We start from the raw sequence: 25,908 nt of genomic DNA on the forward strand, positions 1-25,908 counted from the left end.
AGCGGATCTGAGATCAGTCCAATTGGTGCCTTTATTTCGGGGAAAGGTAGCCAACGCCTCGCAGACGTTGAGAACGTATGCACTGTAGCCAACGCCCGGCAGGGGAAGCCGGGAGCGATGGAGATTTTCATGCGCACACAAGTTCGACAGCCGGTCAATCCCGATCAGCTCAGCCTCCTTCAGCAGGTCTTCGATGATGCCTGCAACGAACACCGGATCAACAAGGATAGCCCTGATGGCGAGGCCCTTGCGCTGATTCTGGTGAATTCTCTGCAGAAGGGCATGAGCGAAAAAGAGGCTCTGTCGCATCTGGCAGAAACCCTGGCCCAAAGCCGCTAGTCGTGCGCTGTTAGGGCTGCACTCACGCGTTGCTCATGCGGGGAATGAAAGCTGTTTTCAGCTTGAAAACATGGCCGGATTGCCGGCTTCGATTACGGCGGAATCATGACTGATTCGGCCGTTTTGCTTTTTTGCATCACATCATCCCCCTGGTTGCTGCGATCGGGAACCTATCCGCCGCTCATCAGTTGAGCATGCTCCGATACGTTGAACACAACCATGTTTGGAGATACCCATGCCAGAGGCGATTGGAATGAAGTCCCTACGCAAAGCCGACATCTCAAGCGACCTTACGAGCGAGGACCTCAACGACGGGTTCAAGAGCGAAGTCGCCAACCTGCGCGCCGAGATTGCCACGATCCGCGAAAAGCTCGCTGAAAAAAGCGGCGAGGCATATGAAAATGTTTCACGCCGGGCCAGCAGTGCTGCGCATTATGTGCAGGATGAGGCTGTCTCCGCGGCCGGCGCCATTCGTGAGCATCCTGCGGCAGCCACCACTCTGTTTACGCTGATCGGTGCGATCGGCTTCGGTATCGGTTATCTGGTTGCCACGACAACGGCCGAGCAGAAGCAGGCCTGGTACCGCCGCTACTACTGATCACTCTGTTCGGCAGGCTCTTTCGGCATGCCGCAGACATCGACCCAGGTGGCGGATACCAGCTCCGCCATCCTCTCAGGCGCAATTCGAACCGCAGAATTCGTGGCGCCTGCAGCCGGCACCACGATAGCGTGGTCCTTGAGCGATAAATCGCAATAGATCGATAGCGGTGCGGCGAGGCCGAATGGGCAGACGCCGCCAATCGGGTGACTGGTCAGTTCCACCACATCTTCTCCACCCAGCATCCGCGGCTTGGCGCCAAAGTGATCACGAAACTTTCGATTGTCGAGGCGGCGTGTGCCCGCCGTCACAAGCAGCAGCACGGTTTCGCCGGCGCGCAGGCAGATGGTCTTGGCAATCTGGTCCGGCTCGACGCCATGAGCTTCGGCCGCAAGCGCAACAGTTGCCGAGCTAGCTTCGGTTTCGATGACCTGTATTTCGGGTGCGTGACTGGCGAAGAAGGCCTGAACTGATTGAAGTGACATGAAGTCAGCCTAATCGCCAGGCACTGAGGCCGCAAGCCTGAAAGAGTTATGCGCAAAACGCATGGCTGCGCTGCGAAACTCTGTCTGTTTTTTGAGCGAATATGCCGTATCTTACAAACATCGAAGCGACGCACTCCTCCTCCCAGTGTCGCTCGATTGGACTGGCAACACCTCCTCCTCCCGGTTGCTAGTCAGTATTAAGAACCCGGCGCACCTCCTCCCGCGCCGGGTTTCTTATTTTCGGTATTTGCCGACAGGGAAATTCAGTTGATGTTTCGAGTTTGGTGCAATTGAAGATTGCGCCTGCGGCATCTGTTTATCTTGACATCCCGCCTTCTCAAAGTTACCTGCCTCCGCATCGATATTTGTTTGCAAGCGGCACTAAGGCGTCCTTACGCTACGAGACCTTTCCTTCAAATACGAGAAATGACGCACATTGCCTTCATGAGGCAGTGAGCAAGCTTATATTTGCGACTGAAAGGACATCGTAATGGCTACAGGTACCGTAAAGTGGTTCAACGCAACCAAGGGCTTCGGCTTCATCCAGCCTGACGACGGCGCACAGGACGTCTTCGTTCACATCTCTGCTGTTGAGCGCGCTGGCATGAACGGCCTGAACGACGGCCAGAAGATCAGCTTCGAACTGGTTACCGACAAGCGTTCGGGCCGCGTTTCGGCTGACAATCTTCAGGCTGCCTGATCAGCTATTTATCCCTCGGGATCAGAAATATTGGACGCGCCCTTCCGGGGCGCGTTTTGCGTTTCAGGACGCGGAAAGCCGAGGCCTGTGCTAATTCGAGATGCTGTTTTAGATGTTAACGAAATATTAACCATTTCAGCTTATCGTCATTTCATAACCGCGGGTCAAAAGCCTGCGGAATTGAGAAGTGCCGATCCCGTTCGTTTGACCACGGATGTAATGGCAGGCTTGAAACGGGATACGAAAGGTCGGGCTTGCCCGGCCTTTTTGGCGTTTTAGGGCATCGAAAACCTTACGATGTGCAGTGGCCCCGACGCAAAGTGCCGGAGCCACGGGAAAAATTACCGTTTTGCAAGCGCATCTATAATGCGTGCCCACGAGCGGATGCCCTTGTGGAACGACTTCAGTTCATACTTTTCGTTCGGAGAGTGAATGCGGTCGTCGTTGAGGCCAAAGCCGACCAGCAGCGAGTCCATGCCCAGCAAGGTCTGGAAATCACCGACGATCGGGATCGATCCGCCCATGCCGATGACGACGGCAGGCTTTGCCCATTCGTCCGACAGCGCGTTCTTGGCCGTCGTCAGGGCAGGTGAATCGTAGGACAGCTGGATCGCCGGAGAGGCGCCGTGCTCATGAAACTCAACCGAGCAATCGGCCGGGATCTGCGAACGCACGTAAGCGCGAAAACTCTCGCGAACCTTCTGAGGGTCCTGGGTGCCGACGAGGCGGAAAGAGATTTTTGCCGATGCCTTGGCGGCGATCACGGTCTTGAAGCCGTCGCCGGTATATCCACCCCAGATACCGTTGACCTCGCAGGTCGGGCGCGCCCAGGTCAGTTCCAGTACCGACCGTCCCTTTTCGCCAGCCGGTTCCGAGAGCCCGATCTCGCCAAGAAAGTTTGCCGAGGAGCGACCGAGCGTTTCCCAGCTTGCCTTGATGTTTTCAGGTGTTTCCTCGACGCCATCGTAAAAGCCATCAAGCGTGATGCGGCCGGTATCGTCACGCAGGCCGGCAATGACCTTGGTGAGGATGTGGATCGGGTTTGCGGCCGCACCGCCATACAGGCCGGAATGCAGATCGCGGTCGGCAGCCGTGATGGTGATTTCCTCGCCGACCAGGCCACGAAGGGCAGCAGCGATTGCCGGCGTATCGGTGTCCCACATGCCGGTGTCGCAAACGAGTGCGAATTCGGCCTTCAATTCTTCCGCATTGGCTTGCAGGAACGGTTTCAGCGACGGCGACCCCGACTCTTCTTCACCTTCGAACAGAATGGTGACGCTGATCGGCAGCAAGCCATGCACGTCCTTGTAGGCGCGGCAGGCTTCCACGAAGGTCATCAACTGGCCCTTGTCATCGGCGGTGCCGCGACCGGTCAGTACCTTGCGGCCATTGCCGAGATCCTTGATCGCCGGTTCGAAAGGATCGTTTTCCCAAAGCTCGATCGGATCGACCGGCTGCACATCGTAATGGCCGTAGAACAGAACGTGCGGGGCGTCAGGCGTGGAGGCGGCGTGGTGGCCGACAACCATCGGATGACCGGGTGTGGCGCGTACCGATGCGTCGAAGCCGAGCGAAGTCAGTTCCTTGGCCAGCCAGTCGGCGGCCTTGGCGCAATCTGCCTTGTAGGCAGGGTCAGTGGAGATCGACTTGATGCGGACAAGATCGAACAGGCGGTCGAGCGCGGCCGGCAGGTTTTCGTCGGCGCGGGAAAGCACGGGGGAAAGATCGGTCATGGAAAAGATCCTGCATTCTTAAAGACTGGCCGGACCCTAGACCCATTCGCAATGATTTGGAAACACCCTCGGATATTGTCCCTGAGGTCAGGTTCAGCCATCAGAGCTTTCGCGCATTCTCCACCGCCATGCGCATGTATTCGAGCATAAGCTGCTTTTCAAAACTGCGAAATCCGTCGAGCAGTGCGCTTTCGGCCTCGGCCGCTGCACCAATTGCCTCGCTTTCAAGCGCCCTGCCACGCTCTGTCAGCGAGACGATCTGGGCGCGGCGATCGGTCGGGTGTGGTGTGCGTCCGACCAGTCCGTCGCGTTCCATGCGTGACAGTGTGTTGGCAAGAGTTGCCTGCTCGACATCGAGGCGATCAAGAATCTGCTTCTGGGTGAGGCCATCTTCCTGCCAGAGCTCGACGAGAACTGGGAACTGGCCGGGCGAAAACCCAAGCGTGACGGCGCGTTGGTGAAGTGATCGCGCAAACCCCTTGGCCAATTGGCCAGCCAGATAGGTCGCTGACTTGGAACGATCAAAGGCCATGGGCGAATCATCCTTCCGGATGCGAGGGCGCGGAATGGATCGGTTATATAGCCTGCCATGCTTTTGCGAAACCTGCGCAGGGTTATGTATGTGAATAAATTCTAAAGTTGATGCTGATGCCGAAAGCGAAACCGCCATGACCGGGAGGGGGATCGGTCATGGCGGCTCAGATAAGCGGCAAAGGCCCGGAGAGGGGGAAAGGCCCTTGCCCGATCTGAAGCGGCGGGGGACGAGCCAGCTTTCAGACGACGGCGTGATCAGGCGCCGTTGGTTTAGAAATGTGAGCCTGAATGCGGCTTTTCAAGGGAAGCAAGAATTACAAATCCGTAATAATACCCGGCGCCCCACTCGCAGGCGGCTTGCAAAGGCGGCGTATCCTGCCAAGTTTCATTGGACGCAACCCACGTCACGCGATATCTCATGCCCATGAAAAAAGGCGATCATCTCTTCCTAGTCGACGGCTCCGGCTTCATTTTCCGGGCCTTTCACGCGCTTCCCCCCCTGACCCGCAAGTCCGATGGGCTGCCGGTCGGTGCCGTATCGGGTTTCTGCAACATGCTGTGGAAGCTGCTGACTGATGCGCGCGACACTTCTGTCGGTGTCACGCCGACGCATTTTGCGGTCATCTTCGATTATTCCTCGAAGACGTTCCGCAAGGAAATCTATGATGCCTACAAGGCCAACCGTTCCGCGCCGCCGGAAGAACTGGTGCCGCAGTTCGGCTTGATCCGCCAGGCGACCCGCGCTTTCAATCTGCCTTGCATCGAGACGGAAGGTTTCGAGGCCGACGACATCATAGCCACCTATGCACGACAGGCGGAAGCGACCGGAGCGGATGTCACGATCGTTTCCTCCGACAAGGATCTGATGCAGCTCGTGACGCAGATGGTCCACATGTATGACAGCATGAAGGACAAGCAGATCAGTGTCCCTGACGTCATCGAGAAATGGGGCGTGCCGCCGGAAAAGATGATCGACCTGCAGGCGCTGGTCGGCGATTCGGTCGATAACGTGCCGGGCATTCCCGGTATCGGCCCCAAGACCGCCGCCCAGCTTCTCGAAGAATTCGGTGATCTCGACACGCTGCTCGCCCGTGCCGGCGAGATCAAACAGGTCAAGCGCCGCGAAAGCATCATCAATTTTGCCGATCAGGCCCGTCTTTCCAGGCAGCTGGTAGAGCTTCGCACCGACGTGCCGCTGGAGCTCGATCTGGATGCGTTGGTTCTTGAGCCGCAGGATGGTCCCAAGCTGGTCGCCTTCCTGAAAACCATGCAGTTCGGCACACTGACACGCCGCGTGGCGGCTGCCTGCGACTGCAATGCCGACGAAATCGAACCCGCTGAGGTCACTGTCGAGTGGGGTGACCTTGCCCGAGGTCCCGATCTCGATGCCGGAACCGCTGGAGATACCGTTCAGAGCGCGGGCGATGTGTCAGCAACGCCGGCAAAGGCGGCTGCTGCCAAGGGCAACGGCGAAGCCACGCCGGCATCGTTGGCCGAGACGCGGATTGCCGCTTTCGGCAGTGCCAAGATCGATACGACCACTTACACGACGATCCGCGATGTCGAGGTACTCGACGACTGGATCAGGGCGGCGCGCGAAACCGGTCTCGTTGGTTTTGACACCGAGACCAATTCGCTTGATCCGATGCAGGCCGAACTGGTGGGTTTTTCGCTGGCGCTTGCCGACAACAAGGATAATCCGTCGGGCCAGAAAATCCGGGCTGCCTATGTGCCGTTGACGCACAAGAACGGCGTCGGCGATCTTCTGGGCGGTGGTCTGGCCGAAAACCAGATCGCGCCGCGCCAGGCGCTCGACCGTTTGAAGGATCTGCTGGAAGATCCGTCGGTGCTGAAGGTCGCGCAGAACCTGAAGTTCGACTATCTGCTGATGAAACGCCACGGCGTCACCGTCAGGAATTACGACGACACGATGCTGATGTCCTATGTGCTGGAAGCCGGCAAGGCGAACCACGGCATGGACGGGCTGTCGGAACGCTGGCTGAACCACAAGCCGATCGCCTTCAAGGAGGTCGCTGGCTCGGGCAAGAGCGGTGTTACCTTCGATCTGGTCGATATCGACAAGGCGACGGCCTATGCGGCGGAAGATGCCGACGTGACGCTGCGCCTGTGGATGGTGTTGAAGCCGCAGCTTGCCGCTGCTGGCCTCACCCGCGTTTATGAACGCCTGGAGCGGCCGCTGGTGTCGGTTCTGGCCGATATGGAAGAACGCGGCATCACCGTCGATCGTCAGATCCTCTCACGTCTTTCCGGTGAACTTGCCCAGAAGGCCGCAGCCTTCGAGGACGAAATCTACCAGCTGGCCGGTGAACGGTTCAACATCGGTTCCCCGAAACAGCTCGGTGACATCCTGTTCGGCAAAATGGGCCTGCCCGGCGGTTCCAAGACCAAGACCGGCCAGTGGTCGACCTCGGCCAGCGTGCTGGAGGATTTGGCGGCCGAAGGGGCGGAGCTGCCACGAAAGATCGTCGACTGGCGTCAACTCACCAAGCTGAAATCCACCTATACCGATGCGCTGCCGGGCTACGTTCATCCTGAAACCAAGCGGGTGCACACATCCTATTCGCTGGCTTCGACCACGACGGGACGTCTGTCCTCGTCGGAACCGAACCTGCAGAATATCCCGGTGCGCAATGCCGAAGGCCGCAAGATCAGGACGGCCTTCATCTCGACGCCGGGCCACAAGCTGGTATCCGCAGACTACAGCCAGATCGAACTGCGTGTGCTGGCGCATGTCGCGGACATTCCGCAGCTGACCAAGTCTTTTGAAGACGGCATCGATATCCATGCGATGACGGCATCGGAAATGTTCGGCGTGCCGGTGGAAGGCATGCCGTCAGAGGTGCGTCGCCGCGCGAAGGCGATCAACTTTGGCATTATCTACGGCATTTCGGCCTTCGGTCTTGCCAATCAGCTGTCGATCGAGCGCTCGGAAGCCGGCGAATACATCAAGAAGTATTTTGAGCGCTTTCCGGGCATTCGCGACTACATGGACAGCACCAAGGCAAAAGCTCGCGAGGATGGTTATGTCGAAACCATCTTTGGCCGCCGCATCAACTATCCAGAGATCAAGTCTTCCAACCCGTCCGTGCGTGCCTTTAACGAGCGCGCGGCGATCAATGCTCCGATCCAGGGTTCGGCGGCCGATGTCATCCGCCGCGCCATGGTGCAGATGGAGCCCGCGCTTGCCGATGCAGGTCTGGGTGAGCGGGTGCGCATGCTCTTGCAGGTGCATGACGAACTGATCTTCGAGGTCGAGGACGCCGATGTCGACAAGGCGATCCCGGTGATCGTGTCAGTCATGGAAAATGCCACCATGCCGGCGCTGTCCATGCGCGTGCCGCTGAAGGTGGATGCGCGTGCTGCCAGCAACTGGGATGAAGCGCACTGATTTTCTGCCTGCCGCGGAATAACCGGGGCAGGCGGGTCAATGGCCGGTCGGGTAAAGGGAAGACAGGGCCGTCGACAGCATTTGCTGGGCGTAACGCTCGGCCGATTGTGATGCCTCGGACGACAGGCCCATCTCCGAACAGCGTTGCTGTACGGTCTCGACGATCAATTCCATGATGCCACGCGCCTGCTCGGCATTTCCGTTTTCCGAAGTGTCGAGCGCCAGCGCAAGGCTGGTCATCGAAACGATCTCGAGCACGACCATGCGTGCCTCGATATCGAATGCGATTTCCTCTGCTTTCCTGGTCGTTCTGGCCGTCTGTTTCATATTGTGTTCCCCTAATATAATAGGAGAGCTAGAGCGTTGTCTGAAACTTTAAAGCGAGACGTGTGAAGATTTTTACACCTCACGTCGCTGTGAACCCAAGAATAGATGCCGTCAGGTGACGCGTTTTCCTTGCCGCCAGACAGCGCGGCAGACCGGTACACCGCTCGTCCGATGCACGCGCACAAGATCGGCACGCAGGCCTGTGGCGATCCGGCCGCGGTCGTTGAGGCCGATCGTGCGGGCTGGCGTAGCGCTGACCATGGCAATCGCCTGCGGCAGGCTGACGTTCTCGATCGTGTCTGCGAGGAGGAATGGAGCGTGCAGCAGGCTGAAGGGCACATAGTCCGACGACAGCACATCCAGCACGCCGAGACGGGCAAGGTCGCTGGCGGCAATGTTGCCGGAATGCGACTGACCGCGCACCACGTTCGGTGCCCCCATCAACACGCTGAGACCAGCCTTGTGCGAGGCTTCGGCGGCAGCGACGCTTGTCGGGAACTCAGCCAGCTTTACGCCGTGGCCGATCGATTCATCGACATGCTCAAGGGTCGCATCGTCATGGCTGGCAAGCGCGATGCCGACATCCGTGCAATGGGCGGCAAGCGCATCGCGATGCGGCGCCGCATAGCGCTCGGATGCCTCCAGACGGCGTGCGACGAAAGCATCGAAAGCTTCATCGCTCAGGCCACGCTTGATCTTGTAGTAGAAGATGTACTGGTCCATCGTCTGGAACTGGCGCTGGCCGGGTGCATGGTCCATCAGTGAAACGAGCCGCACGGCCGGATCACCCTCGAAATCGGAGAACTGCTCGACCACGTCTGATGTCGAGACCTCGCAGCGCAGATGCAGGAGATGTTCCGAGCGCAGGCGACCCTCACGACCGGCCGCTTCGATCGAGTTTGCCAGTTCGCGCATCTCGCCCCGCGCAAAGCCGCCTTCCTCGCCCGATCCCATGCGCAGGCAATCGAGAACGGTGGTGATGCCAGAACCAGCGATCTGGGTGTCATGCGCCTGAATGGCGGCAATCGCATTCCATTTCAGCCCGGCGCGGGGCGAAAAATGGGTTTCCAGATGGTCGGTATGCAGTTCCACCAGGCCGGGCAGCAGATAATCGCCTTCCAGGTCTTCACCGGCTTGGGATGTTCCCTCGGAAATGTCTGCAATCAGGCCATCGCGGATCTGCACGCAACCCTGCAGGATGCTGTCTTCAAGAACGATGCGGGCATTGCTGAAAACCTGTTCCATCAAGCCACGGCCTCTTTTTTCTCACCAGACTTGAGCGGCGCACGATGCAGAACGGAAAACGGCTCGCCACGTTGCGGTTCGACGAACACCGTCAGCGCATCGATGCTGCGCGGCTTGCCGGTGAACGCGGCAAAGCGCTGTGTCAGCAGCGCGGCAATTGCCGCGCTGCGTTCCTCGACTACTGGCCCGGTCAGCGTCATGTGGAAGCGAAATTCTTCCATGACGTAAGGGTAGCCATATTGATGCAGATAGTTGCGCTGCGGCTCGCTCAGTTTTTCCGGCTTGCGGCGCGCGATATCGGCTTCGGAAAGCGGTGCACGAAAGGGCTCGAACTGCTCCACGATGCTGCCCGCGAAAGCTTGAAGGATTGGGTCAGGTGCGCCCGGCACGAGCGCGAAGAAAGGCCCAAGGCCGGCGACCACCAGTTCATGAATGTCGAAGGCGTCAGCCTGTGCGGCGAACCGATCGACTGCATCTATAAGGCCCGCTTCGTCCTTGCCGTCGGCCAGCGTAAACGGCGCCTTCAGCGTCGCATGAAAGGCGTAACGGCGCGGATCAGCCGTAATCGTCCTCCATTCGTCTTCTGAAAGACCCGTATCGGTGGGAGGGGTAAGATCGCGCCCTTCATAGGCATCACGGCCAAGCCAGACACTTGCTGCCTGCGTCAGCGGATCATCCTTGGCGGGGGTGAAATAGATCGCATAACGCATGGTATCTCATGTCCTTAAATTCGGTGTTCGACCAGGGATATAGGCCGTTGTCGCCGCGTTGTCGCGGTACCTTTTCACAGCCTCGTGACAAACCCGCGGCACGGTCGATGAAACCTTTTCGACCCTTCGTACGTTTCCACAACGCAATAAGGAGACAGTACAATGGAAGAAGCAAGCATCATGATCGGCACCGTCATGGCAGTCTTTGCGGCCAGCGGCGTATTGTCGGCCTATTGGTATTCCCGTCACCAGGATTGATTGCCGATCTTTTTGGGAACATGTAATTTGAACAGGAAGGGCCGCGTCATCGACGCGGCCCTTCCTGCATTTCAATGCTTGCCGTTGGCTCAGTGCGCGCCGGACATATCGCCCAGAACCGCCTTGGAAGCGACGGTGGAATCGGCGTTGACCGTGTAGACGATCGGCACGCCGGTCGCGAGGTTGACGTCGAGGATCTGCTCCTTCGTCAGGCGGTCGAGAACCATGATCAGCGACCGCAGCGAATTGCCGTGGGCGGCTACCAGAACCTTCTCGCCTTTGAGAACGCGTGGCAAAATTTCCGTCAGGTAATAGGGCCAGACGCGGGCGCCGGTGTCACGCAGGCTTTCGCCACCCGGCGGCGGCACGTCGTAGGAACGGCGCCAGATATGGACCTGTTCCTCGCCCCACTTGGCGCGGGCATCGTCCTTGTTAAGGCCGGAGAGGTCGCCGTAATCGCGTTCGTTGAGCGCCTGGTTGCGGATCGTTTCGAGGCCGGACTGGCCAAGCTTTTCGAGCACGATCTTCAGCGTGTTCTGGGCGCGCTTCAGGTCGGAAGTGAAGGCGATGTCGAACTTAATGCCGGTTTCAGCCAGGGCCTTGCCACCGGCTTCGGCTTCCTCGATGCCAAGCGGGGTCAGGTCCGGATCGCGCCAGCCGGTGAACAGGTTCTTGAGATTCCAGTCGCTCTGCCCGTGGCGAACGAGGACGAGTGTACCGCTCATGTAGTGATTACCTCCAGTATGTGCCGATATTTATTTGTCAGTTCGAAAGCCCAAGCACGTCGAGCATGGAATAGAAACCCGGTTTCTTGTCGCGGGCCCAAAGTGCCGCAGCAACGCCGCCGCGCGCAAATATGCTTCGGTCTCTGGCGGTGTGCGACAGCGTCAGCATTTCTCCCTCGCCGGCGAAAAGGACCGAATGATCGCCAACGATGGAGCCGCCGCGCAGCGTCGCAAAGCCGATCTTGCCGGCTTCGCGCGCGCCGGTATGGCCATCGCGTACCCGTACCGAATTGCTGGCCAATGCGATGTCGCGGCCACGCGCGGCAAACTCGCCGAGCAGGAGGGCGGCGCCGGAAGGCGCATCAACCTTGTGCTTGTGGTGCATTTCAACGATTTCGATGTCCCAGCCGGCTGGTGGCAGGGCTTTCGCGGCCTGCTCCACGAGCACACCAAGAAGATTAACGCCGAGGCTGGTATTGGCGGATTTCACGACGCGCGCATGACGGCCGGCGGCAACGATCTTTTCGTTGTCGGCTTCGGAGCAACCCGTCGTGCCGACCACATGTACGATACGTGCCTGGGCGGCAAGACCGGCATATTCGACCGAGGTTGCCGGTGTGGTGAAATCCAGAACGCCATCGGCATGCAGGAAGGCCTGCAGCGGGTCGGTCGTCAGGGCAACGCCGAGAAAGCCGACGCCGGCGAGTTCGCCGGCATCCTTGCCGATGAACGGCGAGCCTTCGCGTCCGATGGCCGCGTGCAGGCGCACGCCTTCGGTTTCCTGAATGATGCGGATCAGCGATTGCCCCATTCTGCCGGCTGCACCCACGACCACGAGCTTCATGTCGGTTTCGGTCTTGGACGTTGCAGGCATTCAGGCAGGCTCCGTATTGATGCGGTCAGTCTTCGGTCGCAGGCGCTTCCACCGGAGCGCCCTGCAGATTGTTGAGGCGAGCGTAGAGGCCGTCAGGGCGCTTAGCAAGCTCCTCGTGCGAGCCCTGCTCGATCACATGGCCCTCGTTCATCACCACGATCTTGTCCGCCTTGACGACGGTCGAGAGGCGATGTGCGACGACGACCACGGTGCGGCCCTTCATGGCGACATCGAGTGCCTTCTGCACGGCAGCTTCCGACTCGTTGTCGAGGGCGGAGGTCGCTTCGTCGAGCAGCAGGATCGGTGCATTGCGAACAAGCGCGCGGGCAATCGACAGACGCTGGCGCTGCCCACCCGAAAGCGTGATGCCGTTTTCGCCGACCGGGGTGTCGTAACCCTTGGGTTGGGCGAGGATGAAGTCGTGCGCATGGGCAAGACGAGACGCTTCCTCGATCTCCGCATCGGTCGCTTCGGGGCGGCCATAGCGGATATTGTCGCGGATCGAGCCTTCGAAAAGATAAGGCTGCTGCGAAACATAGGCGAGCTGGCGGCGCAGCGAGGATTTGGTAACCGTTGAAATATCCTGTCCGTCGATCAGGATTGCCCCCTCGGTCGGGTCATAGAAGCGTGGGACAAGTGCAATGATCGTCGACTTGCCGGCGCCGGACGGGCCAACCAGAGCGGTGGTCTTTCCACCCTCGGCAACGATATCGACACCTTTGAGGATGGCTGCACCTTCGCCATAGGCAAAGCCGACGCCCTTCAATTCGATGCGGGCCTCGGTGACCACGAGATCAGCTGCATCCGGCACTTCGCGTTGCTGCGGCTGCAGGTCGAGCAGGGCGTAGATCATGCGAGCGTTGACGACGGCGCGTTCGATCTGCACCTGCAGCTTGGCGAGACGCCGGGCCGGATCGTAGGCCATCAGCAGGGCGGTGACGAAGGAGAAGAAGGCGCCAGGCGGTACGTTGTCGTAGATCGAGCGGAAAGCGGCATAGGCGAGAACGCTGGCAATCGCCAAGCCCGCGAAGGATTCCGTCAGCGGCGAGGTGCGCTCGGACAGGCGGGCGATGCGGTTCGAGCGCTTTTCTGCCGTCTCGATGATGCTTGCCACCTTGTTGTCGAGCTGCTGCTCCATCGTGAAGGCTTTTACGATCGCAATGCCCTGTATGGTTTCCTGCATGGCGCCCAGCACGTGGCTGTTGACCTCAATGGATTCCTTGGTGGCGGTGCGCAGCCGGCGCGACACGTAACGCAGCGCATAAATCAGCGGCGGTGCGACGGCAAAAACGATCAGCGACAACACCCAGTCCTTGCTGATCATGACGCCGATCAAGGCAATAAGCGTCAGGAAATCGCGGGCGGTCGAGGTAACCGTCAGGTTCAGGACATCGCGAATACCGGTGACGTTCTGGCTGATCTGGGCGGCCAGATGCGAGGAGCGTGCTTCACTGAAATAACCGACCGACAGGCTCATGAGGTGGGTGTAGAGGCGACGCTGGTATCGCGCGACAATGTTATTGCCGATCTTGGCCAGCGTAACCGCTTCGCCATAACTGGCAAAACCGCGCAGCACAAAGACGCCGAAGATGGCGCTGCAGATCAGGATGACGAGATCGGCGCGCTTGTTGGCAAAAGCCTCGTTGACGACGGCTTCCATGATCCATGCCGTGAAGGCGGTGCTGCCGGCAACCAGGATCAGACAGGTGATGGCAAAGGCGTAACCGCCAATATGGTCGCGGCCATTCTCGGCGATGACACGCTTCAGCGTGCCGGCGACAGTTGAGGAACTGACCTCGGATTTTCTGTTCTTGTGCGCTTTCAACAAGCCTTCCAATCACCAAAACTCTGACGCAAAAACGCCCTTGTCGGACGCGCGTCTTAACCAGTTGGTAGCGTTTTGGCTAGCCGAGCCAATAGATTCGGAGGCCTTGTTGCATTTGTGCAGGCCGGTCGGGCACAAAACAGAGTGCCCGACAGTGCCTGATATTATCGTTGCCAGCGGCGCTCGTCCATCGATACGCCATAGGCTGAAGGCCTGCGGGCAAAGCTCGCAAGGCCAGCCAGGGCTGCCTGCGGGTGGGTAACCACGAAGGTCGGGATGGTGGCGAGCAGTTCGGTGTGCGGCGCTTTGTCCTCGAAAGCGGCGCGGAATTCCGGTTTCCGCAGTGCCGCGATGATCTTTTGTGAAATGCCACCGGCCAGATAAACGCCGCCGCGCGCCATGAAGATCAACGCCATGTCGCCCGCAACGCGACCGAGATATGTACAGAACAGAGAAAGCGTTTCCACTGCCTGCGCATTGGAGCCGTCCAGGCCCGCGGCGGTAACGTCGGCGGGATCTTGTAACGCAGCTTCGATACCATCAGCCTTGCAGATCGCCTGATAGATGTTGACAACGCCGCGCCCACTGAGAATTTCTTCGGCCGACACGCGGCCTTCGATGCGCTTTAGGTGCGGGAAGATCGCAAAGTCGCGGTCCGAGCGCGGTCCGACATCGACATGGCCGCCTTCGCCGGGAACCGGGAACCACATGTCGCGGGCATGCAGCAGACCGGCAACGCCAAGACCTGTGCCGGGGCCAAGCACGACGCGTGACGCCACATGCGGTTCGCCTTCGGCCCCGAGTGTTTCGCGATTTTCCGGGCCGAGTTCGGAAGCGGCAAGCGCCTGTGCCTCGAAATCGTTGACGACGAGAACATCATCGAAGCCGAGATCGGAAATCATCTTTTTAGGGCGCACCACCCAGTCGCAATTGGTGAGATCAATCTCATCGCCATCGATCGGGCCGGCAACAGCCAGAATGGCCGACCGGGGTTTTACATCGCTGCCATCCAGCACGACCTTTTGAATGGCATCATCGATCGTATCGTAATCGGCCGTCTTCACGCTGACGAACGGCGTCGCTTCCGCTGTCGCATCGGCAAGGACGGAAAAGCGGGCATTGGTGCCGCCGATGTCGCCGAGGAGAATGGGAAAGGGGAGTGCGTCGGTCTTCATGCTGTCGGCCATAAGAAACGTCAGTCCTTCTGGAAATCGATAAATTTTTCGGCGGTCGCGCGGTTAAGCGCCATCGGGATGTCATAGACGGTCGCAAGCCGGGTCAGCGCCTTGACGTCGACATCATGGGGAAGCGCTGACAGCGGATCGATAAAGAAGATCAGCATGCTGACTTCGCCGGTCGCGATCATCGCGCCGATTTGCTGGTCACCGCCAAGCGGGCCGCTTTTCAGGCGGGTAACATCGAGGTTTGGAGCGGCATCCTGTACCCGGCCACCGGTCGTTCCGGTGGCCACGATCCTGAATCGCGCCAGCGATTCCTGATGGCTGCTGGCGAAATCCGCCATGTCGTCCTTTTTCAGGTCATGCGCGATCAGCGCAATGCATTGTCTGTCCGACATGGTGTCTCCTCGCCCGGGAATTTATAGGGCTTTTGCCTGCGATTTCCATAGCGCTTTCCGAGCTTTGGAAAGACGTCACAGATTTCTAGACTGGAGATCAGCTTCTTGCCAACAGGCTTCGTCGCCTAGTTGGCGGGGCGAGCGCGTGGCAGGGGTACGTCGGCCGGGGGCGCATTGACGATTGCGGCCGCACCACCATCCGGCTGGACTGCCGAGGGGCGGGGTGCGACGCGCGTATTGCCACTCGTGACCGCGGCAATCGCCGGGTCTGCAGGTGCGGAAAGCACGGCAGCGCAGGCCTTAGGCAGGTCCGACAGCATCACCTGGCGCGGCTTGACCGGTTTTTCGCTCGGATCCTTCTTCGGTTTGGCCCAGGGCTCCGGGGTGAACCACCATGCGAGCGATTTGTCGCAGCCGTCTCCGGCCGGTACCGATGTCTGCGGCCGGCAGTTCGCATCACCGGTCGGGCAGCGCATGCGGATGTGAAAGTGCTCGTCGTGACCGTATATCGGCCTGACCTTGCCCAGCAGCGAACGGCTGCCGGTCCAGGTCTCGCACAGCTTCTTCTTGATGGCGGGGTTGACGAAAATCCGCTCCACATCCGGATAGCTTGCCGCCTGCATGACCAGCTTGGCATGGGTAAACGTCCAGCGTCGTTGATCGACGGTCAGGAACTTGCTCTTGTCGAGCATCGAGGTGAAAGGCAGGGTTTCGCGCTCTGCCGCCGTCATGTGACGTTCCGGCATCGGCGTGAACCAGATGTCGGCATCGAGCCCGATCTGGTGAGAGGCATGACCGGTCAGCATCGGCCCGCCGCGTGGCTGCGAAATGTCGCCGATCAGGATGCCCGATCCCCATCCGAGACGTGCCGCATCCATGGAAAAGCGCTGCAGCAAAGCCACCAGTTGCGGCTGGCCCCAGCGGCGGTTGCGCGAAAGGCGCATGGCCTGCCATGTCGGTCCATCCTCAGGCATGGCGACAGCGCCCATCTGGCAGCCCTTGGCATAGGAGCCGATCGGGGTGGATGCCCCATCGGAGGGAAGTGCAACATTGCCGAACAGCTGTTTTGCAGGTGTTCCCTCCTGAGCGGTGACAGGCTCCGCAAGCGCTGCGCCTATCATTACTGCCGCCGTCAGAGCCCAAACACTCCGGGAAATCGCTGTCATGGTCATCCGTCGCAAATCACTCAGTTGATTTGGTTTTACCGTGAAACCGGATTTTGGTGAAATGGAGATGCAAGATGCCTGAATTTATCTCGGCGATAATACGCTTGTGAGGGGAGCGCTCCTGTTTTTCGCCCTGTTTTGCCCTATGCTTCGCTGCAACAGAGCAATGTAAGCAGAGGTTTCGAATGGCTTGGTCCCGGCAAAAGACAGGTTTGGCAATCGCGATAATGGCGGCGGTCGTGGCGGTGTCGGGTGTGCAGGCGCAGGATTCGGGGCAAGGGGCGAAATGGCGGCATGGCATGGCTGTCATCGGCGATCTGGAATTGCCCGCCGATTTCAAGCAACTTCCTTATGTCGATCTGGACGCCCCGAAGGCCGGCCAGTTGCGGCTGGCGGCGGAAGGCACATTCGACAATCTCAATCTGGTGATTGACCGCGGTTCGCCCGTTCTTGGCCTCGGCATGATCTATGATACGCTGATGAAGCGTTCGGAAAACGAGGTTTTTGGAACATACGGGCTTCTGGCCGAGGCTGTGTCCTATCCGGACGACATGTCATCGGCGACCTTTCGCCTGAGAACCGAGGCGAAATGGGCGGATGGCAAGCCGGTGACGCCGGACGACGTGATCTTCAGCATGGAAAAGCTCAAGGAATTGAGCGCCATGTATTCTGGCTATTATCGTCATGTCGCAAGCGTTGAAAAAACAGGTGATCGCGACGTCACTTTCCGTTTCGACGAAAAGGATAACAAGGAGCTGCCGTCGATCGTCGGCGATTTTCCGATCCTGCCCAAACACTTCTGGGAAGGACAGGATACGCAGGGCAAACAGCGCGATATTTCCAAGACGACACTCGATGCCGTCATGGGATCCGGCCCCTACAAGGTTGCCGCCATCCAGCCCGGAGCCTCGATCCGTTATGAACTCCGCGATGACTACTGGGGCAAGGACCTGCCGATCAATCTCGGCCAGAACAATTTTCGTACGATCAGCTACACCTACTTCGCCGATGCCGATGTGGAGTTCGAAGCGTTTAGGGCCGGCACGATCGATTACCGTCAGGAAAACAGCTCAAGCCGCTGGGCAACCCGCTACGATTTCGATGCCGTCAAAGATGGGCGGGTTAAACGCGAAGCACTGACCAATCCGTTCAAGGCGACCGGCGTGATGCAGGCAATGGCGCTGAACACAAGGCGGGAAATCTTCAAGGATGCCCGCGTTCGGGAAGCGCTCAACTATGCCTTCGATTTCGAGGATATGAACCGCAGCCTCGCTTATGGTGGACTAAAGCGCGTCGACAGTTTCTTCTGGGGGACCGAACTGGCGTCCTCGGGTCTGCCGCAGGGGCGCGAGCTCGAATTGCTGCTGGAACTGAAGGATAAGGTTCCGCCACGTGTTTTCGATACGCCCTATACCAATCCGGTCGGCGGTGATCCGGCAAAGGTGCGCGATAACCTGCGCAAAGCGGTCGGTCTGTTCAAGGAAGCGGGCTGGGAGCTGAAAGGCAATCGCATGGTCAATTCCAAGACCGGCCAGCCGATGAGTTTTGAAATTCTGCTGAACAGCGCTTCGATGGAGCGGTCGGTCAACCCGTTCGTTGCCAGCTTGAAAAAGATCGGTATCGACGCTCGCATCCGCACTGTCGATGGTTCGCAATATATCAACCGTACCCGCAGTTTCGACTATGATGTCATATGGTCGGTCTGGGCGCAGACAATGAATCCGGGCAACGAGCAGGTGGAATACTGGGGCTCGCAATCGGCCGAGCGGCAGGGGTCAAGAAACTATGTTGGGATTGCCGATCCGGCTGTCGATGCCTTGATCCGCAAGATCATTTTTGCTCCCAATCGTGACGAACAGGTCGCCGCAATCAAGGCGATGGACCGTGTTTTGCTCGCCAATCATTATGTCATGCCGCTGTTTTATGCGGGTGAGGCCAAGGTGGCTTACTGGAACCGCATCACGCATCCAGCCACCCTGCCTGAATATGGGATCGGTTTCCCCGACATCTGGTCGGAAAAGCAGACAAAGTGAACCGCCGCCGCCGGGGCTTGCTTCCCGCAAGCCCAACTGGTCCAAATGGCCCGATGATTCGCATGTACACCGCAATGCCGTGTTCACCAAAGTCTGGTGAAATGCACACAACGACGATCAGGGAGCGCTGATGGGCGCCTATATTTTCCGCCGCCTGCTTTTGATGATCCCGACGCTGATCGGCATCATGGCGGTCTCCTTCATCGTCATCCAGTTCGCACCCGGAGGTCCGGTCGAGCAGGTTATCGCGCAATTGCAGGGTTCGGATGCCGGCGATCGTCTCTCCGGCGGTGGCAACGATCTTGCCACGCAGGGCGGCGACGAAGGCCAGTATCGCGGCGCGCAGGGGCTTGATCCGGAATTCATCAAGAAGCTCGAGCAGCAGTTCGGTTTCGACAAGCCGCCGCTGACGCGTTTCCTCGACATGATGTGGAACTATGCGCGTTTCGATTTCGGCGAAAGTTTCTTCCGCAACACGCCCGTCATCGATCTCATCCTCGACAAGCTGCCGGTATCGCTGTCTCTGGGCGTCTGGATTCTGTTGTTTTCCTATATCATTTCCATCCCGCTCGGCATCCGCAAGGCCGTCACGGACGGATCGGCCTTCGACGTCTGGACCTCCGGCATCATCATCATCGGTTACGCGGTGCCCAGTTTTCTGTTCGGCATCCTGCTGATCGTCCTGTTTGCCGGCGGGTCGTTTTTCGACTGGTTCCCTTTGCGCGGCCTCGTATCCGACAATTTCGATGACCTGTCCTGGTGGGAAAAGATCATCGATTATTTCTGGCACCTGACATTGCCGCTGATCGCCTTGTCCTTGTCGGCATTCGCCACCACGACGCTGCTGACCAAAAATTCGTTCATCGACGAGATCAAGAAACAGTATGTGACGACGGCCCGCGCCAAGGGGCTGAACGAACGGCAGGTTCTGTATGGCCACGTTTTCCGCAATGCGATGCTGATCGTCATCGCCGGTTTTCCGGGTGCCTTCATCTCGGCTTTCTTCACCGGATCGCTTCTGATCGAGAACATCTTTTCGCTCGATGGCCTTGGCCGTCTCGGTTATCTCGCCATCATCAACCGCGATTACCCGATCGTGTTCGGCACGCTCTACATCTTCTCGCTGATGGGGCTGATCATCAGCCTCGTCTCCGACCTTATCTATACCTGGATTGACCCGCGTATCGATTTCGAGCGGAGGGACGTCTGATGGCCGACGCGTCCGTGACGACCGCTGCCGCACAGGCTTCCACACCGCCAAAAGGTTTCTGGTCACCCACCAGCCTGCGCCGCTGGCAGAATTTTCGCGCCAATGGCCGCGGTTTCTGGTCCTTCTGGATTTTTCTGGTGCTGTTCTTTGCCAGCCTGATGGCGGAATTCATCGCCAATGACCGGCCGATCATCGCCTCCTACAAGGGCGAGATCCTTTATCCGGTGCTGGTGGATTACCCGGAGGAAAAGTTCGGCGGCTTCCTGGCGACGACGGATTATCGCTCGGAGTTCATCACCCAGGAGATCGAAGCCAATGGCTGGATGATCTGGCCGCCGATCCGCTACTCCTACCAGACGGTCAATTCGCAGATTCCGCATTCGGCGCCGACCGAACCTTTCTGGCTGATGGACAAGGCAGATCGCTGCAGCGCCTATCCTCAAAAGGATGCCGATCCGAATTGTTCTTTCGGCAATCTCAACTGGCTTGGCACCGATGATCAGGCGCGCGATGTCGCCGCGAGGCTGATCTACGGGTTCCGTATTTCCGTGCTGTTCGGCCTGGCTCTGACCGCCGCCTCGGCTGTCATCGGCGTTCTGGCCGGTGCCGTGCAGGGCTATTTCGGTGGCTGGACCGATCTTCTGATGCAGCGTTTCATCGAGATCTGGTCGGCCATGCCGGTCTTCTACATCCTCTTGATCATCGCCGCGATCCTGCCGCCCGGCTTCTTCATCCTGCTCGGCATCATGCTTCTGTTTTCCTGGGTGAGTTTCGTCGGCGTGGTGCGTGCGGAATTTTTGCGCGCCCGCAATTTCGAATATGTGCGGGCAGCGCGTGCGCTCGGCGTCGGCAACTGGACGATCATGCATCGGCACCTTTTGCCGAATGCGATGGTGGCGACCCTTACCTTCCTGCCCTTCATCCTGTCCGGCTCGATCGCGACTCTGACCTCGCTCGATTTTCTCGGCGTCGGCATGCCGCCTGGCTCGCCGTCGCTCGGTGAAATGATCGCGCAGGGCAAGAACAACCTGCAGGCACCCTGGTTGGGGCTGACGGCGTTCATGACCATGTCGGTGATGATGTCGCTGCTGATTTTTGTCGGCGAGGCGGTGCGCGATGCCTTTGATCCGCGAAAGGCGTTCCGGTGAGCAGGGTTCGTCAAATGATCGGATCTGCGCTAACATGCCGGCAGAAATCACGGGGCAAGAAGCCATGAACAGGATCGTTCGAGAGCATTACCCGGTTGCCAATCTTCCCGAAGACTTGCGGGAAGGGCTGGATGCGGACGCCATGGTGCGCGTGGTGGTGGAGGTTGCGCCTGCACGGTTCGACGATATTTTGTCGAATAAGCCGCTCAAGCCGGAAGACATTATGGAAATCCGCCGCCGGTTATTTGCGGATGGCCGCCCGTCCGTGTCTGCCGAAGAAGCGGTTGCCCGTATTCGCGAGCTGCGCGACGAATGGGATTATTGATGGGTGGCGTAGGGCGCATCTATCTGGACACGAACCTCTTCATCACTGCGTTTGAAACGCAGAGTGGTGTGGTGGGAAAGGTTGCTTTGCTGCTGGGCGGTCCCGTTCATAAACCACAGCGATTCGTGACGAGTGAACTCACCTTGGCTGAATTGCTCGTATTGCCATATCGCAATGCGGACGCAGCATTGATCGATCTCTACGACAAACTGCTTTCCAACAGCCCTTGGCTCGATGTTCGGCAGGTGTACCGGGATATTATGCCGGGTGCCGCGCGGCTGCGAGCCGCAAACCTTGGCCTCAAACTCCCCGATGCCATTCATCTGGCCACCGCTGTCGATGCTGGTTGCACGTACTTCCTGACCTATGACCTTGGTATCGCGAAAGTGAAATTGCCATCGGACAGCACCTTGACGATCTTGCGTCCTGACGAAGCCACGCTCACCTCCCTTCTTGAAAGCCTTGCCGAATGACTGCACCGCTTCTCTCCGTAAAAGACCTGTCGGTGGCCTTCCATCAGGGCGGCAAGACCTCGCTGGCTGTCGATCGTGTCTCCTTCGATATCGCACCGGGTGAGGTGATGGCGCTTGTCGGTGAATCCGGCTCCGGCAAGTCGGTCACCGCCAATTCGGTTCTGCGGCTACTGCCTTATCCGGCGGCAAGCCACCCGTCCGGTGAAATCCTGTTCGACGGCAAGGACATGCTGAAGGCGAGCGATGGCGCGCTGCGAAAAGTGCGTGGTGACGACATCACCATGATCTTTCAGGAGCCGATGACCTCGCTCAATCCGCTGCATTCGATCGAGCGGCAGATCGGCGAAATTCTCGCCCTGCATCAGGGCATGAATGTTGCCTCGGCGCGTGTCCGTACGCTTGAGCTTCTGAACGAAGTTGGAATTCGCGAGCCGGAAAAACGCTTGAAAGCCTTTCCGCATGAGCTGTCGGGTGGCCAACGTCAGCGTGTGATGATCGCAATGGCGCTTGCCAACCGGCCAAAACTGCTGATCGCCGACGAGCCGACGACGGCGCTCGATGTCACCGTGCAAGCACAGATTCTTGAGCTGTTGAGCCGGTTGAAGGTCGATTACGGCATGTCGATCCTGTTCATCACCCATGATCTCGGGATTGTCCGCAAATTTGCAGACCGTGTCTGCGTGATGACCAAAGGCAAGATCGTCGAAGCGGGGACTGTCGAAGAGGTCTTCGAGGCGCCCAAGCACGAATATACCCGTCATCTTCTGGCATCGGAGCCGAGAGGCGAACCGCCATCGACCGATGCAAGCCGGCCTGTGGTGATCGAAGGCAAGGACGTCAAAGTCTGGTTTCCGGTCAAGGCCGGTTTCTTCCGCAAGGTGGTCGATCATGTGAAAGCGGTCGATGGTGTCGACCTGACGCTGAGGGCCGGCGAGACGCTTGGCGTCGTCGGCGAATCGGGTTCGGGCAAGACGACCCTAGGGCTTGCTCTTGCGCGGTTGATTTCCTCCAAGGGTCGTATCAGCTTTATCGGCAACCAGATCGACGGTCTGTCTTTCAAGGGCATGTTGCCTTATCGAGACCGGCTGCAGGTTGTGTTTCAGGATCCTTACGGCTCGCTCAGCCCACGCATGTCGGTGGGTGACATCATCGCCGAAGGCCTCAAAGTGCATGAAAAATCACTGTCATCGGCACAGCGTGATCAGCGCGTCGCTGCAGCGCTGGATGAAGTCGGTCTCGATCCGGCGACACGCTGGCGTTACCCGCACGAATTTTCCGGTGGCCAGCGCCAGCGTATCGCCATTGCCCGCGCCATGGTCCTCAAACCGCGTTTCGTCATGCTCGACGAGCCGACATCGGCGCTCGACATGACGGTGCAGGCGCAGGTGGTCGATCTGTTGCGCGACCTGCAGCAGAAGCACCAGCTGGCCTATCTGTTCATCAGCCACGACCTGAAAGTGGTGAAGGCGCTGGCCAACGAGATGATCGTCATGCGGCTCGGCAAGGTGATGGAATCAGGCCCCTCAGAACAGATTTTTCGCGCACCGCAGAATGAATATACGCGGGCACTGATGGCCGCCGCCTTCAAGATCGAGACGGCCGAAATCGGTGCGATCAGCCAGTAATCGCCGGTTCGGCCAGCGTGTCGTGCAGGAACATTCGCCGGCAATGCTGGTTCTTCTCCCATGAATGTCGCCGTTTTCCGGCGGCAGACCCAGAAGGAGGAGACGATGAACAGCCGTTTCGATCCCAAGGATGCACGACCGATCGATACCCTTCCGCCACGCTTTGGCACGCGTGACACGGTGAAGGAGATAGAGCAGCCTCTGACCACGACGGATGCCCGACAGGGCGCCAGGGGCACGCCGGTGCTGAAGGTGCTGCTTGCCGGCATCGTGCTGGCGCTGCTGGCCTGGGGTGGCGCCGAATGGTGGGGTGCGCAAACTGCTCCGCCGGCGGAACAGACGGCAACGCCGCCCGCTGGCCCCATGGAACCTGCCACTCCGGATGCAACGCCGTCCAGCACGCCGTAAAGCTTTTAGCTTCAATACAGATGCAGGACGCATCAATCGATTTGATGGTCCTGCATCTGGACTTTGCCGACTGTTTTGCCGATAAATTGCGCTTCGGGCGTGAAAACACGCTCTTACCTTAGGCAGGCAAGGGCGTTTCTCCTGATTTCAGGACACGCCGCAGGGGCAGGCATGACCAAGACCGATATCGCAACCCGGGTCTATAACCACGCCTTCAAGCTCGATCCCATCATACGCAGTCTGATCGATACCGATTTCTACAAGCTGCTGATGCTGCAGATGATCTGGAAACTGTATCCGCAGACGGATGCGACGTTTTCCCTCATCAACCGGACAACGCGTGTGCGGTTGGCGGATGAGATCGATGAGGGTGAGTTGCGCGACCAGCTGGATTATGCCCGGTCACTGCGTCTCTCCAAGAAGGAAATGATCTGGCTGGCGGGTAACACGTTCTATGGCCGCAAGCAGATCTTTGAACCGGAGTTTCTGACCTGGCTCGCCGCCTATCAGCTGCCGGAATACGAATTGTCGAAGCGCGATGGCCAATATGAACTGACGTTTCATGGCCGCTGGGTTGATACGACCATGTGGGAAATTCCCGCACTTGCGATCATCAACGAGCTGCGCTCGCGTGCTGCCATGCGCTCGCTCGGCTATTTCACCCTCGATGTCATCTATGCCCGTGCAAAGGCAAAAATGTGGGAAAAGGTGGAGCGCCTGCGTGAACTGCCAGGCCTGCGCATCTCCGATTTCGGCACCCGCCGCCGTCACAGTTTTTTATGGCAACGCTGGTGCGTCGAGGCGCTCAAGGAAGGCATAGGTCCGGGCTTTACCGGCACCAGCAACGTTCTGCTCGCTATGGATTCCGATCTCGAGGCTGTGGGTACCAATGCGCATGAATTGCCGATGGTGATGGCAGCGCTGGCGGATAGCGACGACGAACTGCGGACCGCCCCCTATAATATCATGAAGGACTGGAACCGGCTTTACGGCGGCAATCTGCTGATCGCGCTGCCCGACGCTTTCGGCACAGCCGCTTTCCTGCGCGATGCGCCGGAATGGGTGGCCGACTGGACCGGTTTCCGCCCCGACAGCGCGCCACCGATTGAGGGTGGTGAAAAGATAATTCAGTGGTGGCAGAAAATGGGGCGCGATCCGCGCCAGAAGCTGCTGATCTTCTCCGATGGTCTTGATGTCGATGCGATCATCGACACCTATCGTCATTTCGAAGGCCGCGTGCGCATGAGTTTTGGCTGGGGCACCAACCTCACCAATGATTTCATGGGCTGCGCACCGATAGCACTCGATGGTCTTAATCCGATCTCAGTGGTCTGCAAGGTCAGCGATGCGAATGGAAGGTCGGCGGTAAAGCTGTCCGACAATCCGCATAAGGCGACCGGTGATCCTTCGGAAATACAGCGTTACCTGAAAATTTTTGGTCAGGAAGACCGGGTTGAGCAGGCGGTTCTCGTCTGACACCTTTATTCACGACACCAGAAAGGCCCTGTGCAGTGCTGCACAGGGCCTTTCTGTTTGAACCATTTGTTACTGCACGACCTGAACGACCGTATGCGTACGGGGATCGACGATCACGCGCTGTTCGTTGACGATGGCATAACCATACCGTTCATTGCTCGGGACAGGCGCCAATATGACAGTCTCAGGGATGCGTTTGCCGACAACGACCTCCTGCTGCACCATCACAGGCGCCGGAGCAGGCTGCTGCTGCACATAGGTGACGACTTCCTGCGGCGGCGGGTCAATGGCTGTGCCGATAATCGCACCGGCAACGCCGCCGACCGCTGCACCAACAGGACCGCCGACGATGGCGCCAGTGACTGCGCCGCCTGCCGCACCGCTGGCGGTGCCTTCCTGGGCATAGGCGGCGGTGGCAAACACGGTGGCCAGAGCGGCCGCAGACGTCATGATGATCTTACGCATTGGTCTTCTCCTTTGGGTCTACCAATGGCGAAAGAACACGCCCGACGATTTTCCGTTCCGATTTTGCGATAACGAATGGTGAAGATTTGAAAAGATGGACCATCAGGAATGCCGTCAATTTCGGCACTAAGTTTCTGTTTCTACGAAATTAAAGATCTTTTCATACGGCATCACGTTTGAAGACCTTACACTCTGGAAATAAACACTTGTTTATTTTACAATCAGAAGTTATTTGATCCAT

The 25,908-nt window shown here is 58.7% G+C and carries 25 protein-coding genes; 12 read left to right on the forward strand and 13 right to left on the reverse strand.

Annotated features, from left to right (window positions below; genetic code table 11):
- Positions 1-117: 117 nt before the first annotated feature.
- Positions 118-339, forward strand: a complete 222-nt coding sequence (locus tag AAIH70_RS17185; protein WP_132276117.1) for a hypothetical protein — start codon at positions 118-120, stop codon at positions 337-339.
- A 253-nt stretch (positions 340-592) separates the two neighbouring features.
- The gene (locus tag AAIH70_RS17190) at positions 593-937 is read left to right on the forward strand and encodes a hypothetical protein (protein WP_132276119.1); all 345 of its coding nucleotides are present in this window, start codon (positions 593-595) and stop codon (positions 935-937) included.
- Here AAIH70_RS17190 and AAIH70_RS17195 read toward each other — a convergent pair.
- Complete coding sequence (locus AAIH70_RS17195; RefSeq protein WP_132276121.1) at positions 931-1,422, reverse strand: YbaK/EbsC family protein; 492 nt, start codon at positions 1,420-1,422, stop codon at positions 931-933. The two genes, AAIH70_RS17190 and AAIH70_RS17195, sit on opposite strands and share 7 nt — an antisense overlap.
- 490 nt (positions 1,423-1,912) lie before the next feature.
- Between AAIH70_RS17195 and AAIH70_RS17200 the strand changes: the two genes are divergently transcribed.
- Positions 1,913-2,122, forward strand: coding sequence for a cold-shock protein (locus AAIH70_RS17200; RefSeq protein ID WP_132276123.1), 210 nt, complete (start codon positions 1,913-1,915; stop codon positions 2,120-2,122).
- A 341-nt stretch (positions 2,123-2,463) separates the two neighbouring features.
- Here the strand turns inward: AAIH70_RS17200 and AAIH70_RS17205 are convergent, their stop codons facing one another.
- Positions 2,464-3,855 (reverse strand): dipeptidase, encoded by a 1,392-nt coding sequence (locus AAIH70_RS17205; protein WP_132276125.1) that lies wholly within the window; start codon positions 3,853-3,855, stop codon positions 2,464-2,466.
- A gap of 100 nt (positions 3,856-3,955) precedes the next feature.
- Complete coding sequence (locus tag AAIH70_RS17210; protein ID WP_132276127.1) at positions 3,956-4,387, reverse strand: MarR family winged helix-turn-helix transcriptional regulator; 432 nt, start codon at positions 4,385-4,387, stop codon at positions 3,956-3,958.
- 420 nt (positions 4,388-4,807) lie between these two features.
- Between AAIH70_RS17210 and polA the strand changes: the two genes are divergently transcribed.
- The gene (gene polA, locus AAIH70_RS17215) at positions 4,808-7,798 is read left to right on the forward strand and encodes a DNA polymerase I (RefSeq protein ID WP_430034985.1); all 2,991 of its coding nucleotides are present in this window, start codon (positions 4,808-4,810) and stop codon (positions 7,796-7,798) included.
- 36 nt (positions 7,799-7,834) lie between these two features.
- On the opposite strand, the gene AAIH70_RS17220 is transcribed toward polA, so the two are convergent.
- From AAIH70_RS17220 to mepA, 9 genes are all read right to left on the reverse strand, one after another.
- Positions 7,835-8,125, reverse strand: coding sequence for a hypothetical protein (locus AAIH70_RS17220; protein WP_132276129.1), 291 nt, complete (start codon positions 8,123-8,125; stop codon positions 7,835-7,837).
- Between the two features lie 111 nt (positions 8,126-8,236).
- Positions 8,237-9,370 carry an alpha-D-ribose 1-methylphosphonate 5-triphosphate diphosphatase gene (locus tag AAIH70_RS17225; RefSeq protein ID WP_132276131.1) on the reverse strand — a complete coding sequence of 378 codons (1,134 nt, stop codon included), beginning with the start codon at positions 9,368-9,370 and terminating at the stop codon, positions 8,237-8,239.
- On the reverse strand, positions 9,370-10,080 hold the full coding sequence (locus AAIH70_RS17230) for a DUF1045 domain-containing protein (protein WP_132276132.1): 711 nt from the start codon (positions 10,078-10,080) through the stop codon (positions 9,370-9,372). Before AAIH70_RS17230 ends, AAIH70_RS17225 begins: the two co-directional genes overlap by 1 nt.
- A 347-nt stretch (positions 10,081-10,427) precedes the next feature.
- Positions 10,428-11,063 carry a 2,3-bisphosphoglycerate-dependent phosphoglycerate mutase gene (locus tag AAIH70_RS17235; protein ID WP_132276134.1) on the reverse strand — a complete coding sequence of 212 codons (636 nt, stop codon included), beginning with the start codon at positions 11,061-11,063 and terminating at the stop codon, positions 10,428-10,430.
- Between the two features lie 37 nt (positions 11,064-11,100).
- On the reverse strand, positions 11,101-11,937 hold the full coding sequence (gene dapB, locus AAIH70_RS17240) for a 4-hydroxy-tetrahydrodipicolinate reductase (protein ID WP_132276136.1): 837 nt from the start codon (positions 11,935-11,937) through the stop codon (positions 11,101-11,103).
- Between the two features lie 25 nt (positions 11,938-11,962).
- Positions 11,963-13,762 carry an ABC transporter ATP-binding protein gene (locus AAIH70_RS17245; protein ID WP_132276138.1) on the reverse strand — a complete coding sequence of 600 codons (1,800 nt, stop codon included), beginning with the start codon at positions 13,760-13,762 and terminating at the stop codon, positions 11,963-11,965.
- 164 nt (positions 13,763-13,926) lie between these two features.
- Positions 13,927-14,949 carry a glucokinase gene (locus AAIH70_RS17250; protein ID WP_132276140.1) on the reverse strand — a complete coding sequence of 341 codons (1,023 nt, stop codon included), beginning with the start codon at positions 14,947-14,949 and terminating at the stop codon, positions 13,927-13,929.
- Positions 14,950-14,957: 8 nt separating this feature from the next.
- Positions 14,958-15,338 carry a methylglyoxal synthase gene (locus AAIH70_RS17255; RefSeq protein WP_132276142.1) on the reverse strand — a complete coding sequence of 127 codons (381 nt, stop codon included), beginning with the start codon at positions 15,336-15,338 and terminating at the stop codon, positions 14,958-14,960.
- 125 nt (positions 15,339-15,463) lie between these two features.
- Positions 15,464-16,504, reverse strand: a complete 1,041-nt coding sequence (gene mepA / locus AAIH70_RS17260) for a penicillin-insensitive murein endopeptidase (RefSeq protein WP_132276144.1) — start codon at positions 16,502-16,504, stop codon at positions 15,464-15,466.
- A gap of 185 nt (positions 16,505-16,689) precedes the next feature.
- Between mepA and AAIH70_RS17265 the strand changes: the two genes are divergently transcribed.
- From AAIH70_RS17265 to pncB, 8 genes are all read left to right on the forward strand, one after another.
- The gene (locus AAIH70_RS17265; protein WP_132276146.1) at positions 16,690-18,537 is read left to right on the forward strand and encodes an extracellular solute-binding protein; all 1,848 of its coding nucleotides are present in this window, start codon (positions 16,690-16,692) and stop codon (positions 18,535-18,537) included.
- 130 nt (positions 18,538-18,667) lie between these two features.
- Positions 18,668-19,747, forward strand: coding sequence for a microcin C ABC transporter permease YejB (locus AAIH70_RS17270; RefSeq protein ID WP_132276148.1), 1,080 nt, complete (start codon positions 18,668-18,670; stop codon positions 19,745-19,747).
- Positions 19,747-20,895, forward strand: coding sequence for an ABC transporter permease (locus tag AAIH70_RS17275; RefSeq protein ID WP_430034991.1), 1,149 nt, complete (start codon positions 19,747-19,749; stop codon positions 20,893-20,895). Before AAIH70_RS17270 ends, AAIH70_RS17275 begins: the two co-directional genes overlap by 1 nt.
- A 64-nt stretch (positions 20,896-20,959) precedes the next feature.
- Positions 20,960-21,220 carry a hypothetical protein gene (locus tag AAIH70_RS17280; RefSeq protein ID WP_132276152.1) on the forward strand — a complete coding sequence of 87 codons (261 nt, stop codon included), beginning with the start codon at positions 20,960-20,962 and terminating at the stop codon, positions 21,218-21,220.
- Entirely contained in the window at positions 21,220-21,693 is a 474-nt protein-coding gene (locus AAIH70_RS17285) for a type II toxin-antitoxin system VapC family toxin (RefSeq protein WP_132276154.1), read from the forward strand. Before AAIH70_RS17280 ends, AAIH70_RS17285 begins: the two co-directional genes overlap by 1 nt.
- A complete protein-coding gene (locus tag AAIH70_RS17290) occupies positions 21,690-23,318 on the forward strand; it encodes an ABC transporter ATP-binding protein (protein WP_132276156.1) in 1,629 nt (542 codons plus the stop codon). The genes AAIH70_RS17285 and AAIH70_RS17290 overlap by 4 nt, the downstream gene beginning before the upstream one ends.
- Positions 23,319-23,423: 105 nt before the next feature.
- Positions 23,424-23,726: a hypothetical protein gene (locus tag AAIH70_RS17295; RefSeq protein ID WP_348639724.1), complete on the forward strand. Its 303-nt coding sequence runs from the start codon at positions 23,424-23,426 to the stop codon at positions 23,724-23,726.
- Positions 23,727-23,897: 171 nt separating this feature from the next.
- Positions 23,898-25,202, forward strand: a complete 1,305-nt coding sequence (gene pncB / locus AAIH70_RS17300) for a nicotinate phosphoribosyltransferase (RefSeq protein WP_132276158.1) — start codon at positions 23,898-23,900, stop codon at positions 25,200-25,202.
- A 69-nt stretch (positions 25,203-25,271) separates the two neighbouring features.
- On the opposite strand, the gene AAIH70_RS17305 is transcribed toward pncB, so the two are convergent.
- A complete protein-coding gene (locus tag AAIH70_RS17305; protein WP_132276160.1) occupies positions 25,272-25,667 on the reverse strand; it encodes a DUF1236 domain-containing protein in 396 nt (131 codons plus the stop codon).
- Positions 25,668-25,908 lie beyond the last annotated feature (241 nt).

This window comes from Neorhizobium sp. BT27B (assembly GCF_050455485.1).
GTDB lineage: Bacteria > Pseudomonadota > Alphaproteobacteria > Rhizobiales > Rhizobiaceae > Neorhizobium.